This is a genomic window from Streptomyces sp. AF1A (genome assembly GCF_047340315.1).
Lineage (GTDB): Bacteria > Actinomycetota > Actinomycetes > Streptomycetales > Streptomycetaceae > Streptomyces.
Window position 1 is genome coordinate 1 of record NZ_JBLEBI010000190.1, and the last position, 13,133, is coordinate 13,133.

General features: G+C 73.3%; 13 protein-coding genes and 2 pseudogenes. 10 read left to right on the plus strand and 5 right to left on the minus strand.

Translation table 11 applies throughout. The features are described from left to right. Both ACLU3S_RS31475 and ACLU3S_RS31480 read left to right on the plus strand, forming a co-directional pair. Nucleotides 1-789, plus strand: a pseudogene (locus ACLU3S_RS31475) (mannosyltransferase); the annotation flags it as partial. Nucleotides 790-831: 42 nt separating this feature from the next. Beyond that, the gene (locus tag ACLU3S_RS31480; RefSeq protein ID WP_413955378.1) at nucleotides 832-1,785 is read left to right on the plus strand and encodes a ribose-phosphate diphosphokinase; all 954 of its coding nucleotides are present in this window, start codon (nucleotides 832-834) and stop codon (nucleotides 1,783-1,785) included. Between the two features lie 7 nt (nucleotides 1,786-1,792). Here ACLU3S_RS31480 and ACLU3S_RS31485 read toward each other — a convergent pair whose 3' ends face one another. Next, complete coding sequence (locus tag ACLU3S_RS31485) at nucleotides 1,793-2,179, minus strand: anti-sigma factor antagonist (RefSeq protein ID WP_413955379.1); 387 nt, start codon at nucleotides 2,177-2,179, stop codon at nucleotides 1,793-1,795. Nucleotides 2,180-2,307: 128 nt separating this feature from the next. After that, on the minus strand, nucleotides 2,308-3,258 hold the full coding sequence (locus tag ACLU3S_RS31490; RefSeq protein ID WP_413955380.1) for an NADP-dependent oxidoreductase: 951 nt from the start codon (nucleotides 3,256-3,258) through the stop codon (nucleotides 2,308-2,310). A gap of 71 nt (nucleotides 3,259-3,329) precedes the next feature. Here ACLU3S_RS31490 and ACLU3S_RS31495 point away from each other — a divergent pair, with 71 nt between their 5' ends. Next, the gene (locus ACLU3S_RS31495; protein ID WP_413955381.1) at nucleotides 3,330-4,298 is read left to right on the plus strand and encodes a GlxA family transcriptional regulator; all 969 of its coding nucleotides are present in this window, start codon (nucleotides 3,330-3,332) and stop codon (nucleotides 4,296-4,298) included. A gap of 112 nt (nucleotides 4,299-4,410) precedes the next feature. Beyond that, complete coding sequence (locus ACLU3S_RS31500; RefSeq protein ID WP_413955382.1) at nucleotides 4,411-4,875, plus strand: pyridoxamine 5'-phosphate oxidase family protein; 465 nt, start codon at nucleotides 4,411-4,413, stop codon at nucleotides 4,873-4,875. Between the two features lie 295 nt (nucleotides 4,876-5,170). Here ACLU3S_RS31500 and ACLU3S_RS31505 read toward each other — a convergent pair whose 3' ends face one another. After that, nucleotides 5,171-5,473 (minus strand): DUF4235 domain-containing protein, encoded by a 303-nt coding sequence (locus tag ACLU3S_RS31505; protein WP_413955383.1) that lies wholly within the window; start codon nucleotides 5,471-5,473, stop codon nucleotides 5,171-5,173. A gap of 28 nt (nucleotides 5,474-5,501) precedes the next feature. After that, nucleotides 5,502-6,518, minus strand: a complete 1,017-nt coding sequence (locus tag ACLU3S_RS31510; protein WP_413955384.1) for a glutathione S-transferase family protein — start codon at nucleotides 6,516-6,518, stop codon at nucleotides 5,502-5,504. A gap of 68 nt (nucleotides 6,519-6,586) precedes the next feature. On the opposite strand from ACLU3S_RS31510, the gene ACLU3S_RS31515 reads away from it, so the two are divergent. Beyond that, nucleotides 6,587-7,651: a cation diffusion facilitator family transporter gene (locus tag ACLU3S_RS31515; protein ID WP_413955385.1), complete on the plus strand. Its 1,065-nt coding sequence runs from the start codon at nucleotides 6,587-6,589 to the stop codon at nucleotides 7,649-7,651. A 70-nt stretch (nucleotides 7,652-7,721) separates the two neighbouring features. Here the strand turns inward: ACLU3S_RS31515 and ACLU3S_RS31520 are convergent, their stop codons facing one another. Beyond that, nucleotides 7,722-8,171 (minus strand): nitroreductase family deazaflavin-dependent oxidoreductase, encoded by a 450-nt coding sequence (locus ACLU3S_RS31520; protein WP_413955386.1) that lies wholly within the window; start codon nucleotides 8,169-8,171, stop codon nucleotides 7,722-7,724. A gap of 286 nt (nucleotides 8,172-8,457) precedes the next feature. Here ACLU3S_RS31520 and ACLU3S_RS31525 point away from each other — a divergent pair, with 286 nt between their 5' ends. The 5 genes and pseudogenes from ACLU3S_RS31525 to ACLU3S_RS31545 form a co-directional block, all read left to right on the plus strand. Then, nucleotides 8,458-9,687 (plus strand): cytochrome P450, encoded by a 1,230-nt coding sequence (locus ACLU3S_RS31525; RefSeq protein ID WP_413955387.1) that lies wholly within the window; start codon nucleotides 8,458-8,460, stop codon nucleotides 9,685-9,687. 12 nt (nucleotides 9,688-9,699) lie between these two features. Then, on the plus strand, nucleotides 9,700-9,900 hold the full coding sequence (locus tag ACLU3S_RS31530) for a ferredoxin (protein ID WP_413955388.1): 201 nt from the start codon (nucleotides 9,700-9,702) through the stop codon (nucleotides 9,898-9,900). A gap of 28 nt (nucleotides 9,901-9,928) precedes the next feature. Continuing rightward, a complete protein-coding gene (locus ACLU3S_RS31535; protein ID WP_413955389.1) occupies nucleotides 9,929-10,462 on the plus strand; it encodes a flavoprotein in 534 nt (177 codons plus the stop codon). Nucleotides 10,463-10,798: 336 nt separating this feature from the next. Next, nucleotides 10,799-11,767, plus strand: coding sequence for an aldo/keto reductase (locus ACLU3S_RS31540; RefSeq protein ID WP_413955390.1), 969 nt, complete (start codon nucleotides 10,799-10,801; stop codon nucleotides 11,765-11,767). 510 nt (nucleotides 11,768-12,277) lie between these two features. Beyond that, nucleotides 12,278-13,133, plus strand: a pseudogene (locus ACLU3S_RS31545) (hydrolase); the annotation flags it as partial.

Consider the following 13,133-nt stretch of genomic DNA (forward strand, 5'->3'; position numbering starts at 1 on the left):
TTCCCGTCGTTCCTGCCGTGGCTGGCGCCCGCCGTGGCGGTGGCGGGTCTGGCCGCCGTCGTCCTGCTGGTCCTCACCCGGCCGGGCCGGCCGCGCGCCGGCGGCCGGCTCGCGCTCGCCGGGCCGGCCGTCTCCCTCGCGGCCCTGCTCATCGCGCCGGGCGCCTGGACGGTGCAGGTGTTCAACCCCGCGTACCGCGGCACCGCTGCGGGCGCCGTCGGACCGTCCGGATCCGGCCACGGCCACCACCGGACGAGCCGGAAGGCGTGGCCCGACGGGCGCGCCCTCGGACCGCAGTCGTCCCGCGGCGGCACCGACACCGTCCGGGCCGGCGGCGGGAGCGGTTTCGGCGGCATCGGCTCCGACGGCAGACTGACGGCCGCGCAGCACGGGCTGCTCGCCTACACGCGCGCCCACCAGGGCTCCGCCACCTACGTGTTCGCGTCCGGCAGCTGGAGCACGGCCTCCCCGTACATCCTGGCGTCCGGTGCCCGCGTCCTGCCCCTCGGGGGCTTCAGCGGCAGGGCGCCCTTCCCCTCGCAGAGCCGTTTCCGGCAACTGGTGGACACCGGCCGGGTCCGCTATGTGCTGCTGGGCGGCGGACGCGGCACGAGCTTCCTGTTCGGCGGCACCGGCGGGACGGCCGCCGCGCAGATCACCGGCTGGGTGCGGGCCTCCTGCACCGAGGTCCCGGCCTCGGCCTACGGCGGCGCGGCCCCGTCCCCGGCGGGAGGCGCCGGCAGGACGGCCACCGCGCCGACGCTCTACCGGTGCGGCCCCGGCCAGTAGCATGAGCGCGGCAGCCCGGAGTGATCACGCGAGGAGCGGATCGTGCGAGACATCGCCGTCTTCAGCGGCAGCGCCCACCTCGGCCTGGCCCAGGAGGTCTGCGCGCACCTCGGGGTGCCGCTCAGCCCGACGCGGGTCAGCCGGTTCGCCAACGACTGTCTGGAGGTACAGCTTCAGGCCAACTGCCGGGAACGGGACGTCTTCCTGATCCAGCCGCTGGTCAAGCCGGTCCAGGAGCACCTGGTGGAGCTGCTGCTGATGTGCGACGCGGCCCGGGGCGCCTCCGCGGCCCGGATCACCGTCGTCATGCCGCACTACTCCTACGCCCGCTCCGACAAGAAGGACGCGCCCCGCATCTCCATCGGCGGGCGGCTGGTCGCCGATCTGATGGTGGCGGCGGGCGCGAGCCGGGTGCTGGCGATGACCCTGCACTCACCGCAGGTGCACGGCTTCTTCTCGGTGCCGGTGGACCACCTGCACGCGCTGCGCGAACTGGCCGCGCACTTCCGGCAGTACGACCTGTCCCGCACCACGGTCGTCTCCCCGGACCTCGGCAACGCCAAGGAGGCGGCCGCCTTCGCCCGGCGGATCGGCGCACAGGTGGCGGCGGGCGCCAAGCAGCGGTTCCCGGACGACCGGGTGAGCATCAACGCGGTCATCGGCGACGTCGCCGACCGGGACGTCATCGTGCTGGACGACGAGATCGCCAAGGGCAGCACCGTACTGGAACTCCTGGACCGCCTCAGGGAGTCGGGGCCGCGGTCCATCCGGCTGGCCTGCACGCACGGGCTGTTCGCGGCCGGTGCGCTCAAGCGGCTGAGCGAGCAGCCGGACGTGCTGGAGATCGTGTGCACCAACACCGTGCCCGTCCCCGAGGCAGAGCACACCGACAAGCTGCGCATCCTCTCCATCGCCCCGGCCCTGGCCGAGGCGGTGCGGCGCATCCACAACGGCGAGTCGGTCAGCGCCCTGTTCGAGGAGTCGTGGACCACCTGACCGGCGGTCACCCGCCAGGGGAGCCGGACGCGGCCTCGGCCTGCTCCAGGGCCGCGTCCGGCGTGGGATACGGCGGCAGCAGCCGGGTCAGGCCGGTCACCCGGAAGACGCGCAGGGTCAGCGGATGCGTGCACACCAGGTGCAGCCGCCCGCCGCTCTCCCGGACCCGGGCCCGCGCCCGGTGCAGCAGGCGCAGGCCCGAGCAGTCGAAGAACTCGACGGGCCGCAGGTCGATCAGGACCCGTGCGCCGGGGCGGCCGGTGACCAGGTCCAGGGCCGGGGCGATCTCCGCCGCCGCGGCGATGTCGATCTCGCCCCGGAACTCCAGGACCGTGTGCGCACGGTAGGCGTACACGCGCAGATGCCGGGTGAGAGGTACGGGCTCGTGTCGCACCTCGGCCTCACCTCCCACCCGTGCCCCGACGTCGGTTCCCCGATCGTCAAGTTACCCTCGATGGAAGGAATTTGAGCATGTTCGATTGACATATGTCTTCGAGTTTGGCGCGTGTCGCACGGAACCGTTCAGCCGACCAGCAGGACCAGCTTCCCCGTCGTACGGCCGGTCTCGCCCAGTTCGTGCGCCTTCGCGGCATCGACGAGCGGGAACGTCCCGGCGATCGTCGCCTTCAGCTTCCCCGCCTCCACCAGCTCGGCGACCGCCCGCATCCCGGCCCGGTCGGCGTCCACCAGCATCCGTACGGCCCGTACGCCGAGCCGCTCCGCCTCCGCGTGGAACTCCCGGGGACCCACCGGCAGGATCGACACCACCGTCCCGCCTGGCCGCAGCGTGCGCAGCGACGCCGCGGACGTCTCGCCGCCCAGCGTGTCCAGGACGACGTCCACGTCCCGCACCGTCCCGGTCACGTCGGTGGACCGGTAGTCGACCGGCTCGTCGACCCCGATCTCCCGCAGGAAGTCGTGCTTGCCCGCACTCGCCGTGCCGATCACGTACGCGCCGCGCGCCTTGGCGATCTGCACGGCCACGTGCCCGACCCCGCCGGCCGCGGCGTGGATCAGCACCCGCTGCCCGGGCCGCACGTCGGCGTGCTCGGTCAGCGCCTGCCAGGCGGTCAGCGAGACCAGCGGCAGCGCGCCCGCCTGGGTGTGGTCGATCGAGGCCGGCTTGTGCCACAGGGCGCGGGCCGGGACGATCACGTACTCGGCGTGCGAGCCGTGGCCGAAGGGGTAGGGCAGCATGCCGAAGACCTCGTCGCCGGGCTGGAAGGCGGCCACGCCGACCCCGGTCGCGGCAACCTCGCCGGAGACGTCCCAGCCGAGGACGAACGGCGGCTCGCCGAGGAAGCCGCCGGTGGCCCGGTGCTTCCAGTCGGTGGGGTTCACCCCGGCGGCCCGCACCCGGACCAGCACCTCGTTCGGCCGGGGTTCGGGCCGCTCGATCCGCACGTCCTTCAGGACCTCGGGGCCGCCGAGGACGTCCTGGCTGATGGCTCGCATGGTGTTCACATCGCTCATGGTCCCCCAGCCTGCCCGGGCTCGCGCGTCCGGACAATGGCACGATTGCCACGCTTCGATAGGATCGTGCCATGCCTGACATGCAGCTGCTCACCCGGCGCCCGGAGCGGGTGGTCGTCCTCGCCCTCGACGGCGTCTACCCCTTCGAGCTGGGCATCCCCAGCCGCATCCTCGGCGCGGCCGACGGCCACTACGAGGTGCTGACCTGCACGGTCGACGGCCGCCCGGTGCGCACCAGCGCCGATTTCACGATCGGGGTGGCGCACGGCCCGGAGATCCTGGACACGGCGGACACGGTGGTGGTCACCTCCATGCCGCCCGCCTACATCCCCGAGCGGCTGCCCGACGAGGTCACCGCCGCCCTCGCGCGCATCCGCCCGGACGCGCGGATCGTCTCGATCTGCACGGCGGCCTTCGTCCTCGCCGAGGCCGGTCTGCTCGACGGCCGCCGGGCGACCACGCACTGGCAGGTCGCGGACGCGTTCCGCCGCCGGTTCCCGAAGGTCGAGGTCGACCCGGACGTCCTCTTCGTCGACGACGGCCGCGTCCTCACCTCGGCCGGCGCCGCCTCCGGCGTCGACATCTGCCTGCATCTCGTCCGCACCGACCACGGCAGCGAGCTGGCCAACAGCGTCGCCCGCCGCTGTGTCGTCCCGCCGTTCCGGGACGGCGGCCAGGCCCAGTACATCGAGCAGCCGGTGCCCGTCAGCGGGGCCGCGAGCACGGCCGCCACCCGCGCCTGGGCCCTGGAGCGCCTGGCCGAGCCGCTCACCCTGGCCGACCTCGCCGGGCACGCCCGGATGAGCCTGCGCACCTTCGCCCGCCGCTTCGGCGACGAGGTCGGCCTCAGCCCCGGCCGCTGGCTGATCCAGCAGCGCGTGGCCCGCGCCCGGCGCCTGCTGGAGTCCACCGACCTGCCGGTGGACCAGGTCGCCGCCGAGGTCGGCTTCGCCACCGGCGCCTCCCTGCGCCAGCACCTGCACGCGGCCATCGGCGTGTCCCCGCAGGCCTACCGGCGCACGTTCCAGCAGGCCCGCTGACCGCTCGGCCCCGGTCCCGGCGCCGCCCGGACACGCCTTGATCACATCCGTGCGCGGACGCGGGGCGACGGCCACACTGAACGGCACTCGCACCCAGAGGAGGCCGAACCCCATGACCCCGCCGCCCGCCCGCACCGCCGAGCAGCGCAAGAGGGACACCCTGCACCGGCTGGAGAACGACGTCGACGCCTGGGTGGCCACCGCCGGCCCCGACGGAGCCGCCCCCTACCTCGTACCGCTGTCCTTCGTCTGGGACGGCGCCGTCCTGCTGATCGCCACCCCCGCCGACAGCCGTACCGGGCGCAACCTCGTCGCCACCGGCCGGGCCCGCCTCGGCATCGGCCCGACCCGGGACGTCGTCGTCGTGGACGGCGCCGTGACGGCGGTGACCCCCGAGGACCTGCCCGAGGAGGACGCCGAGGTGTTCGCCGGCAAGACCGGCTTCGACCCCCGTGAACTGGCCACGCCCTACCTGTACTTCAGGGTCGTCCCGCAGCGCGTGCAGGCCTGGCGCGAGGCCGGCGAGCTGCCGGGGCGGGAGCTGATGCGCGACGGGGAGTGGCTGCTCGCCGACTGAATCCGGCGCCCGGGACATCCGCCGGGAAGCACCTTGGGAGGAAGCACGGCACCGGTGAAAGCGGCCGCCGTGGCTCCCGGCTGCGCCGAGCCCGAGCAACTCGCCGAGTTCTCCGGGCAGTTGCCGGCCGGAGGGCGGACGCACGCCTCGGCCGACCCGGTGCGAATGCGGCGTTCCGGCGGCGTCCGGCCGGCCTTCCGCCGCTACGTGCACGCCACCTCGCCCAGCCGGCCGGCGACGTGCACGCCACCCCGCCCGGCCGGCCGGGCTCGGAGAACTCCACGGGGTCGTCGCCTCAGTCCCGGCCGCCCTTGTCGGCCACCGGCCACACCCCCGTCGAGCGGGCGATCGCCTTGGCGCCGGTGCGGTCCACGGCGCTGCGCACCGCCGCGAAGATCGCGCCCTGGACCGCGGCGGCCAGCAGGATCTCGCCCCAGCCGCGGTCCTGGTCCAGGGCGTCGGGCGCGTTTTCCTCGTGCCGCAGCGCCATCCAGGCCTTGCGGAAGGCGAGACCGGCCAGCGCGCCGCTCGCCCAGCTGAGCATGAACCCGACGGGCTGGTAGACGAGAGGGAGCTTCTTCTTCTTCGACTTGGCCATGTCTGACTCCTTCCTCGCCACGTCCTCCTCATGCGGGGCGTCCGGCGGCGGCCACCCGTTCGCCCGGGGGCACCGGCCCGGGGGGCGTGCCGTCGCCGAAGGGCCGGCCGCCCAGCTGCTCGCGGCGGTGCGGACTCAGCCAGCCGGCGAGATCGGGGCCGAGCGGGACGATGCCGGTGGGGTTGATGCCGGTGTGCACCTGGTAGTAGTGCCGCTTGATGTGGTCGAAGTCGACCGTGTCCCCGAAGCCCGGCGTCTGGAACAGGTCCCGGGCGTACGCCCACAGCACCGGGTGCTCCGCCAGCTTCCAGCGGTTGCACTTGAAGTGGCCGTGGTACACCGGGTCGAACCGGACCAGCGTGGTGAACAGCCGGATGTCCGCCTCGGTGAGCGTGTCACCGACCAGATACCGCTGCCCGGCCAGCCGCTCGCCGAGCAGTTCCAGCCGCCGGAACACCGCCGTGCAGGCCTCCTCGTACTCCTTCTGGTGCGTGGCGAACCCGGCCCGGTACACACCGTTGTTGACGTCCCGGTACACCTCGGCCATCACCGCGTCGATCTCGTCGCGCCGCTCGGCCGGATACAGGTCCGGCGCGCCGGCGCGGTGCAGGGCCGTCCACTCGGTGGCCAGGTCCAGGGTGAGCTGCTGGTAGTCGTTGGTGACGAGCCGGCCGCTGGGCACGTCCACGACCGCGGGCACGCTCACCCCGCCCGGGTAGCCGGTCTCGCGCCGGTCGTAGGCCTCGCTCAGGTAGCGGATGCCGAGCACCGGGTCCCGGCCGTCCGGGTCCAGCGTGAACCGCCAGCTGCGGTCGTCCTGGATCGGGTCCGCGACGGCCATCGGCAGCGCCTCCTCCAGGCCCAGCAGCCGCCGGGAGATCACCGCCCGGCTCGCCCACGGGCACGCCCGGGAGACCACCAGCCGGTAGCGTCCGGCCTCGACCGGCCGGCCGCCTTGGCCGTCGGCGGTGATCCGGTCCCGGAAGTGGCTCCGGGACCGGCTGAACGTCTTGTGGCCGTAGGCGCTGTTGCCGTCGCCGCCCATGTCTCCTCCTCGCGTCCCTCAGGTCTCGGGCATCACGTTCCCCGTTTCGGCGCGGACCGCACGGTGTGATGCGCCGGGTCCGGGGCAGTCGGCGAGGCGTGAGCGGAACATCCTCGAAACGGGAGACGGCCGCACGGACGGCCGAGGACGGTCCTGCGCCGAACGGACGCGACCCCGCGGACCACCGGGGCGACCGGCACACCAGGATCACGGTCCTGGTGGCGCTCGCCGCCAATCTGCTGATCGCCGTCGCCAAGGCCGTGGGCGGCGTCTTCGCGGGCTCACCCGCGCTGCTGTCGGAGGCCGCGCACTCCGTCGCCGACAGCCTCAACGAGGTGTTCCTGCTGGCCGCCCTGCGCCGCAGCCGCCGTCCCGCCGACCGGCGGCACCCCTTCGGCTACGGCAAGGAGCGCTACTTCTGGTCCCTGCTCGCCGCCGTCGGGATCTTCGTGATGGGCGGCTGCTTCTCCTTCTTCCAGGGCTTCGAGGCCCTGCGCCAGGGCACCGAGGAGAAGGCCAGCGGCTATGTGGCGGGCCTGATCGTGCTGGGCGTGGCCCTGCTCGCCGAGGGCCTCTCGCTGCTGCGGGCGCTGCACCAGGTGCGCCGGCAGGGCGGGGGCCCGGGCGCGCTGCGCGATCCGGCGCTGCGCACGGTGGTCGCGGAGGACGGCACGGCGGTGCTCGGCGTGACCCTGGCCATCGTCGGCATGGCCCTGCACATGGTGACCGGGCAGGTCGTCTGGGAGGCGTCGGCCTCGCTCGCGATCGGCGTGCTGCTGGTGTACGTCGCCTACCGGCTGGGCCGCGACGCCCGCGACCAGCTCATCGGCGAGGCCGCCGACCCCGAGCTGAGCGACCGCGTCCACGCGCTGCTGCGCGAGCAGCCGGAGATCGACAGCGTGGAGGCGCTGTTCACCATGAAGCTCGGCCTCGACTCCACGCTGGTGGCCGCCCGGATCGACCTCGCGCCGGGGCTGGACAGCGAGCGGGTCGAGGAGGTCGCCGTCCGCATCAAGCGGTCCGTCACCGACCGCCTGCCCGCCGTCGACCGGATCTTCCTCGACGTCACCGACCGGCCGGCGGGCGAGGCACACGAGAGCCCCGCCGCGACGGGGGAACGCGGCGGGGCCTGACGCACCAGTGCCCGGGCGGAAGGCGGTTCACACCTGGGCGGCACGGGTTTTTTGCAGCGGGCCGGTCCGGTCAGCTGCCGTCGGCCGGTTCCAGCACGAAGACCGGGATCTCCCGCGACGTCTTCTTCTGGTACTCGGCGTACGGCGGATACGCGGCCACCGCCCGCTCCCACCACTCGGCCCTCTCCGCGCCGCTGATCTCACGGGCCCGCATGTCCTGCCTGACCGGGCCGTCCTGCAGCTCGACGTGCGGATCACCCTTGAGGTTGAAGTACCAGACCGGGTGCTTGGGCGCCCCGCCCTGGGAGGCGACCACCGCGTACTTCCCCTCGTGCTCCACCCGCATCAGCGGCGTCTTGCGGATCTTCCCGCTCTTCGCGCCCCGGCTGGTCAGGATGACGACCGGCAGTCCGGTGTCCAGCAGGGTCGTCCCCTTCGTCCCGCCGGAGCTCTCGTACAGCTCGACCTGCTCGCGCACCCACTGCTGCGGGCTGGGCTCGTACTCGCCCTCAAGAGGCATGGAATCCGTCTCCTTCGTCGGTCCAACGGCTGTCCGCCACCGGGCGTCAACACCGATGGCCGTACGAATCATCCGTACCGTGGCTCCCGTCCGCCGACGGGGTGATCACCCTCGGTCATCCCGGCGGCCCGGAAGGCCCGTCGGCCGGTTCCGGCCCCTCTCACCTGTGCACGTCGGCCAGATCCGGCGGACCATGGAAGTGGCCGAACTTGTCGTCGACCCATAGGTGCCTGAGGCATCTAATGAAGATCGGCACGACGCACCTCTTCGTCTGCGAGGTCTTTCCATGACGGAACTGACGGACATCACCGGCCCGGCGACCCCGGCCGACCCCGTCGCCTTCCCCCAGGACCGCACCTGCCCCTACCACCCCCCGACCGGATACGACCCGCTGCGCGACGGGCGAGCCCTGTCCCGCGCCACCCTTTACGACGGGCGGGAGGTCTGGCTGGTCACCGGCCACGCCACCGCCCGCGCGCTGCTCGCCGACCCCCGCCTGTCCTCCGACCGCCGGCGTCCCGACTTCCCCATGCCCTCCCCGCGTTTCGCGGGCGTCCGCGACCGCCGGGTGTCCCTGCTGGGGGTGGACGACCCCGAGCACCAGCGGCAGCGGCGCATGATGATCCCGTCGTTCACCGTCAAACGCGCGACCGGGCTGCGGCCCACCATCCAGCGGACCGTGGACGGGCTGCTGGACCGGATGACCGAGCAGGGGCCGCCCGCCGAGCTGGTCTCCGCCTTCGCGCTGCCCGTGCCGTCGATGGTGATCTGCGGCCTGCTCGGCGTGCCGTACGCCGACCACGAGTTCTTCGAGGGGCAGTCCCGCAGGCTGCTGCGCGGTCCGACCGCCGCCGACACCCAGGACGCCCGCCGCCGGCTGGAGGAGTACCTCGGCGCGCTCGTCGACGAGAAGGCGCAGCAGCCCGCTCCCGGCGACGGCGTCCTGGACGACCTCGTGCACGGGCAGCTGCGCACCGGCGCGCTGAGCCGCGCCGAAGTGGTCTCCATGGCCGTCATCCTGCTGGTGGCGGGCCACGAGACCACCGCCAACATGATCTCCCTCGGCACCTACACGCTGCTCCAGCACCCCGAACGGCTGGCCGAGCTGCGCGCCGACCCGGCGCTGCTGCCGGCCGCCGTCGAGGAGCTGATGCGGATGCTGTCCATCGCGGACGGGCTGGTGCGGGTGGCCCGGGAGGACATCGAGGTCGCCGGCACCACCATCCGGGCCGGGGAGGGCGTGTTCTTCTCCACGTCCGTGATCAACCGAGACCCGTCCCAGTACGCGGACCCGGACGCGCTGGACTTCCACCGCCCCAGCCGCCACCACGTGGCCTTCGGCTTCGGCATCCACCAGTGCCTGGGCCAGAACCTGGCCCGCGCGGAACTGGAGATCGCCCTCGGCTCCCTGTTCGCGCGCCTGCCGGGCCTGCGGCTGGCGGCTCCCGCCGAGGAGATCCCGTTCAAGCCCGGCGACACCATCCAGGGGATGCTGGAACTCCCCGTGACCTGGTAAGAGGCTCGGTACATGCACATCGAGATCGACAGGGACGTCTGTATCGGCGCCGGTCAGTGCGCGCTGACCGCGCCGGGCGTCTTCACACAGGACGACGACGGCTTCAGCATGCTGATCCCCGGCCGGGAGGACGGCGGGGGCGACCCGATGGTGGGCGAGGCGGCCCGCGCCTGCCCGGTGGGCGCGATCACCGTGAAGGAGTCCGGCACCTGACGCCGGGGCGCGTGGGTAGGGTTCCCGGGTGACCGAACACCCCGGGAAACCCTTCCTGTACGTCGTCGTCTGCGCGGCCGGCATCGCCGCCGGCGTCAGCAAGCTGATCACCGCCGCGCAGGAGCGGGCCTGGGAGGTCGGTGTCATCGCCACGCCGGTGGCGATGGGCGGGTTCTTCGACAGCGCGGCCGTCGAGGCGCAGACCGGCCGCCCGGTCCGGTCCGCGTGGCGCTCCCCGGCCGACCCCCGCCCGTTCCCGCGGCCGGACGCCGTGGCGGTCGCGCCCGCCACCTTCAACACCGTCAACAAGTGGGCGGCGGGCATCGCCGACACCCTCGCCCTGGGCACCCTGTGCGAGGCCGCGGGCCTCGGCGTGCCGATCGCCGTCCTGCCGTGCGTGGCCGGCCCGCTGGCCGCCCATCCCGCCTACCGGGACAGCCTGATACGGCTGCGCGGCATGGGCGTCCGCTTCGGCGAGCCGTACTCCGGGGAACCCGGACCGGACGGCCGTCGCCCGGATTTCCCCTGGGCGACGGCCCTGGACCTGCTGGAGCGAGCCTGACGCAGGCCGACGCCGGGCTCGTGCCTCCTGCCGTTGGCGGGCGCGCGTTGCCGCATGGCGTGTACGGCCCGGTTCTTGTCTCCTGTGCTGAGGGTGTTCGTTGCCGTGCGGCGCGTATCGCCGTGGGCGGCAGTTGCCGCCCGCCTTCTGCCGTCGGTGGGCGCCCGTGACCGCGCGGCGCCCGCGTGGCCGGCGCTGATCGGGGGAGCCGTCCGTCCGCGCCGGCCGGCGTGGGGCGCCACGATCACGGCGCCGGCACGCTCGGGCCGTCAGGCGGCTCCGGGCCACGTCGTAGGCTCGGTGTGACCACCCGTCCCGAAGGCAGGAGCAGCAACGATGCAGTACGTGAAGCTCGGTTCGACGGGCCTGGACGTCTCGCGGATCTGTCTGGGCTGCATGACCTACGGGCTGCCGGACCGCGGCACGCACGAATGGACTCTCGACGAGGAGGCGTCCCGTCCGCTCATCCGGCAGGCGCTGGAGGCGGGCATCAACTTCTTCGACACCGCGAACGTCTACTCCGACGGCACCAGTGAGGAGATCGTCGGCAAGGCGCTGCGCGACTTCGCCGACCGCGACGAGATCGTGCTCGCCACCAAGGTGCACGGCCGGATGCGGCCGGGCCCCAACGGCGCCGGGCTGTCCCGCAAGGCCATCATGACCGAGATCGACCACAGCCTGCGCCGGCTCGGCACCGACTACGTCGACCTGTACCAGATCCACCGCTACGACCACGCGACGCCCGTCGAGGAGACGATGGAGGCGCTGCACGACCTCGTCAAGGCGGGCAAGGTCCGCTACATCGGCGCGAGTTCGATGTACGCGTGGGAGTTCTCCAAACTGCAGTACACCGCGGAGCGGCACGGCTGGACGAAGTTCGTGTCGATGCAGAACCACTACAACCTGCTCTACCGCGAGGAGGAGCGGGAGATGCTGCCGCTCTGCGCGGACCAGGGCGTCGGCGTGCTGCCGTGGAGTCCGCTCGCCCGGGGCCGGCTCACCCGTGACTGGGGCACGGTCACCGAGCGCAGCGCGAACGACAACTTCGGCGGCCGCCTCTACCAGGACAGCGACCGCTCGATCGTCGAGGCCGTCACCCGGATCGCGAACGACCGGGGCGTGCCGCGCGCCCAGGTGGCGCTCGCCTGGCTGCTGCACCAGGACACGGTGGCCGCGCCGATCGTCGGCGCCGGCCGGCCGCAGCACATCGAGGACGCGGTCGCCGCCGTCGAACTCGACCTGAGCGACAAGGAGATCGAGGAACTGGAGCGGCCGTACGCGCCGCACGCCATCAGCGGCCACTGACCGGCCGGCCGGGTCCGTGCGGGGAGCACTCCGCGCCGCACGGACCCGCCCCCTCGCTGCGCGGCAGCTCCGCCCGCTCGCCGCACCTCGGCCGGTCTCCGGGAGCGCGTCCCGGCGCGCCCCCCCCGTGCGCCCCCTGCCGTGCCCGAGGAAGAACGCGCCCGACCGGGAGGGCCTGCGGATTTCCCGGTCCCCTCCACTTCGGCCGGGCCTTCCGCGAGCGCCACGAGGTGCCGCCCGGTTCCCACCGGGCGGGCGAAGGCCAGTAATGGGAAGAAAGAGTTCGCCCTTGACGAGATGTCAATAAAGAAAGCGCGGTGAATAATTGCGAGAATCGTGAGATCTCTTGTTCCGGTGCGCGGTGGCGTGCAAAAGTGTGCGCTGTCGGCGCGCAGGAACATCACATTCCCTCGTATGCGCCAGGCTGCTCCCCGTACACCCCCCACGCTTCAAAAGAGCCGCCTCAGGTGGACGTCAGAGCCGCCCCGCCCCCTCTCCATACCAATTGGTATGGACTTGATTCCTTATCCCGTCTGGAGGAATGCAGCCGTGCACGAGGCAGGCCTGTCGGACGAGCAGCTGAGCGCCGAGCTGAGGAAGTGGACGGGCACGTCTCCCGCGCTCCACCCGGTCGGTGAACTCCTCGACCGGCACTGGGCGGCGGCCTTCGCCTATGCGCGGCTGTGCACGGACGGACCGCGCGCCGCGGGCATGCTCACCACGGCCGCCTTCACCCGGCTGTTCGGCGAGTCGCTCCGCGCGGGCGGCCCGACCACCGCGTGGCGGCCTCATGTGCTCGTCACCGTCCGCCGCATCGCCGCCGAGTGGGACACCGACGGCCGCCGGGAACTCCTCCACCCCGCCCTGCGCCCCGGCACCGGCGAGCGCGCCGCCGCCCGGCTGCTGCCCCCACCGGGCCGACGGCTGCTGTCCCGCGCGTTCCAGCGGCTGCCCCAGACCTCCCGCGCCGTGCTGTGGCACGTCGACGTCGAGGCCGAGCCGCCGGCCGTGCCCGCCGGTCTGCTGGGCCTGGACGAGGAGGAGGTGCTGATCGAACTGCGCCGGGCCCGCGAGCGGTTGCGCGAGGAGTGCCTGCAGGTGCACCGGGAGCTCGCCCCCGAGGCCGACTGCCGGCGCTACCAGCGCATGCTCGACGTCACCTGCCGGCGCGCCGGCACCGACATGGACCCGGATCTGCAGCAGCACCTGGCCGGCTGCACGCACTGCCGGCGCACCGCCGAGCAACTCGCCCGGTTCGACGACGGACTGGGCCTCGCGCTGGCCGAGGCGGTCCTCGGCTGGGGAGCCCGCGCCTATCTCGCGTCACGCGCGCGGCGCGCCGAGACGGCCGCCGAGCCCGCCCCGG

Bases quoted from the DNA above. Each gene is read 5' to 3' on its own strand.
- ACLU3S_RS31490 (WP_413955380.1), bottom strand. From the start codon at position 3,258: ATGAGCGATGTGAACACCATGCGAGCCATCAGCCAGGACGTCCTCGGC.
- ACLU3S_RS31495 (WP_413955381.1), top strand. From the start codon at position 3,330: ATGCCTGACATGCAGCTGCTCACCCGGCGCCCGGAGCGGGTGGTCGTC.
- ACLU3S_RS31500 (WP_413955382.1), top strand. From the start codon at position 4,411: ATGACCCCGCCGCCCGCCCGCACCGCCGAGCAGCGCAAGAGGGACACC.
- ACLU3S_RS31505 (WP_413955383.1), bottom strand. From the start codon at position 5,473: ATGGCCAAGTCGAAGAAGAAGAAGCTCCCTCTCGTCTACCAGCCCGTC.
- ACLU3S_RS31510 (WP_413955384.1), bottom strand. From the start codon at position 6,518: ATGGGCGGCGACGGCAACAGCGCCTACGGCCACAAGACGTTCAGCCGG.
- ACLU3S_RS31515 (WP_413955385.1), top strand. From the start codon at position 6,587: ATGCGCCGGGTCCGGGGCAGTCGGCGAGGCGTGAGCGGAACATCCTCG.
- ACLU3S_RS31520 (WP_413955386.1), bottom strand. From the start codon at position 8,171: ATGCCTCTTGAGGGCGAGTACGAGCCCAGCCCGCAGCAGTGGGTGCGC.
- ACLU3S_RS31525 (WP_413955387.1), top strand. From the start codon at position 8,458: ATGACGGAACTGACGGACATCACCGGCCCGGCGACCCCGGCCGACCCC.
- ACLU3S_RS31530 (WP_413955388.1), top strand. From the start codon at position 9,700: ATGCACATCGAGATCGACAGGGACGTCTGTATCGGCGCCGGTCAGTGC.
- ACLU3S_RS31540 (WP_413955390.1), top strand. From the start codon at position 10,799: ATGCAGTACGTGAAGCTCGGTTCGACGGGCCTGGACGTCTCGCGGATC.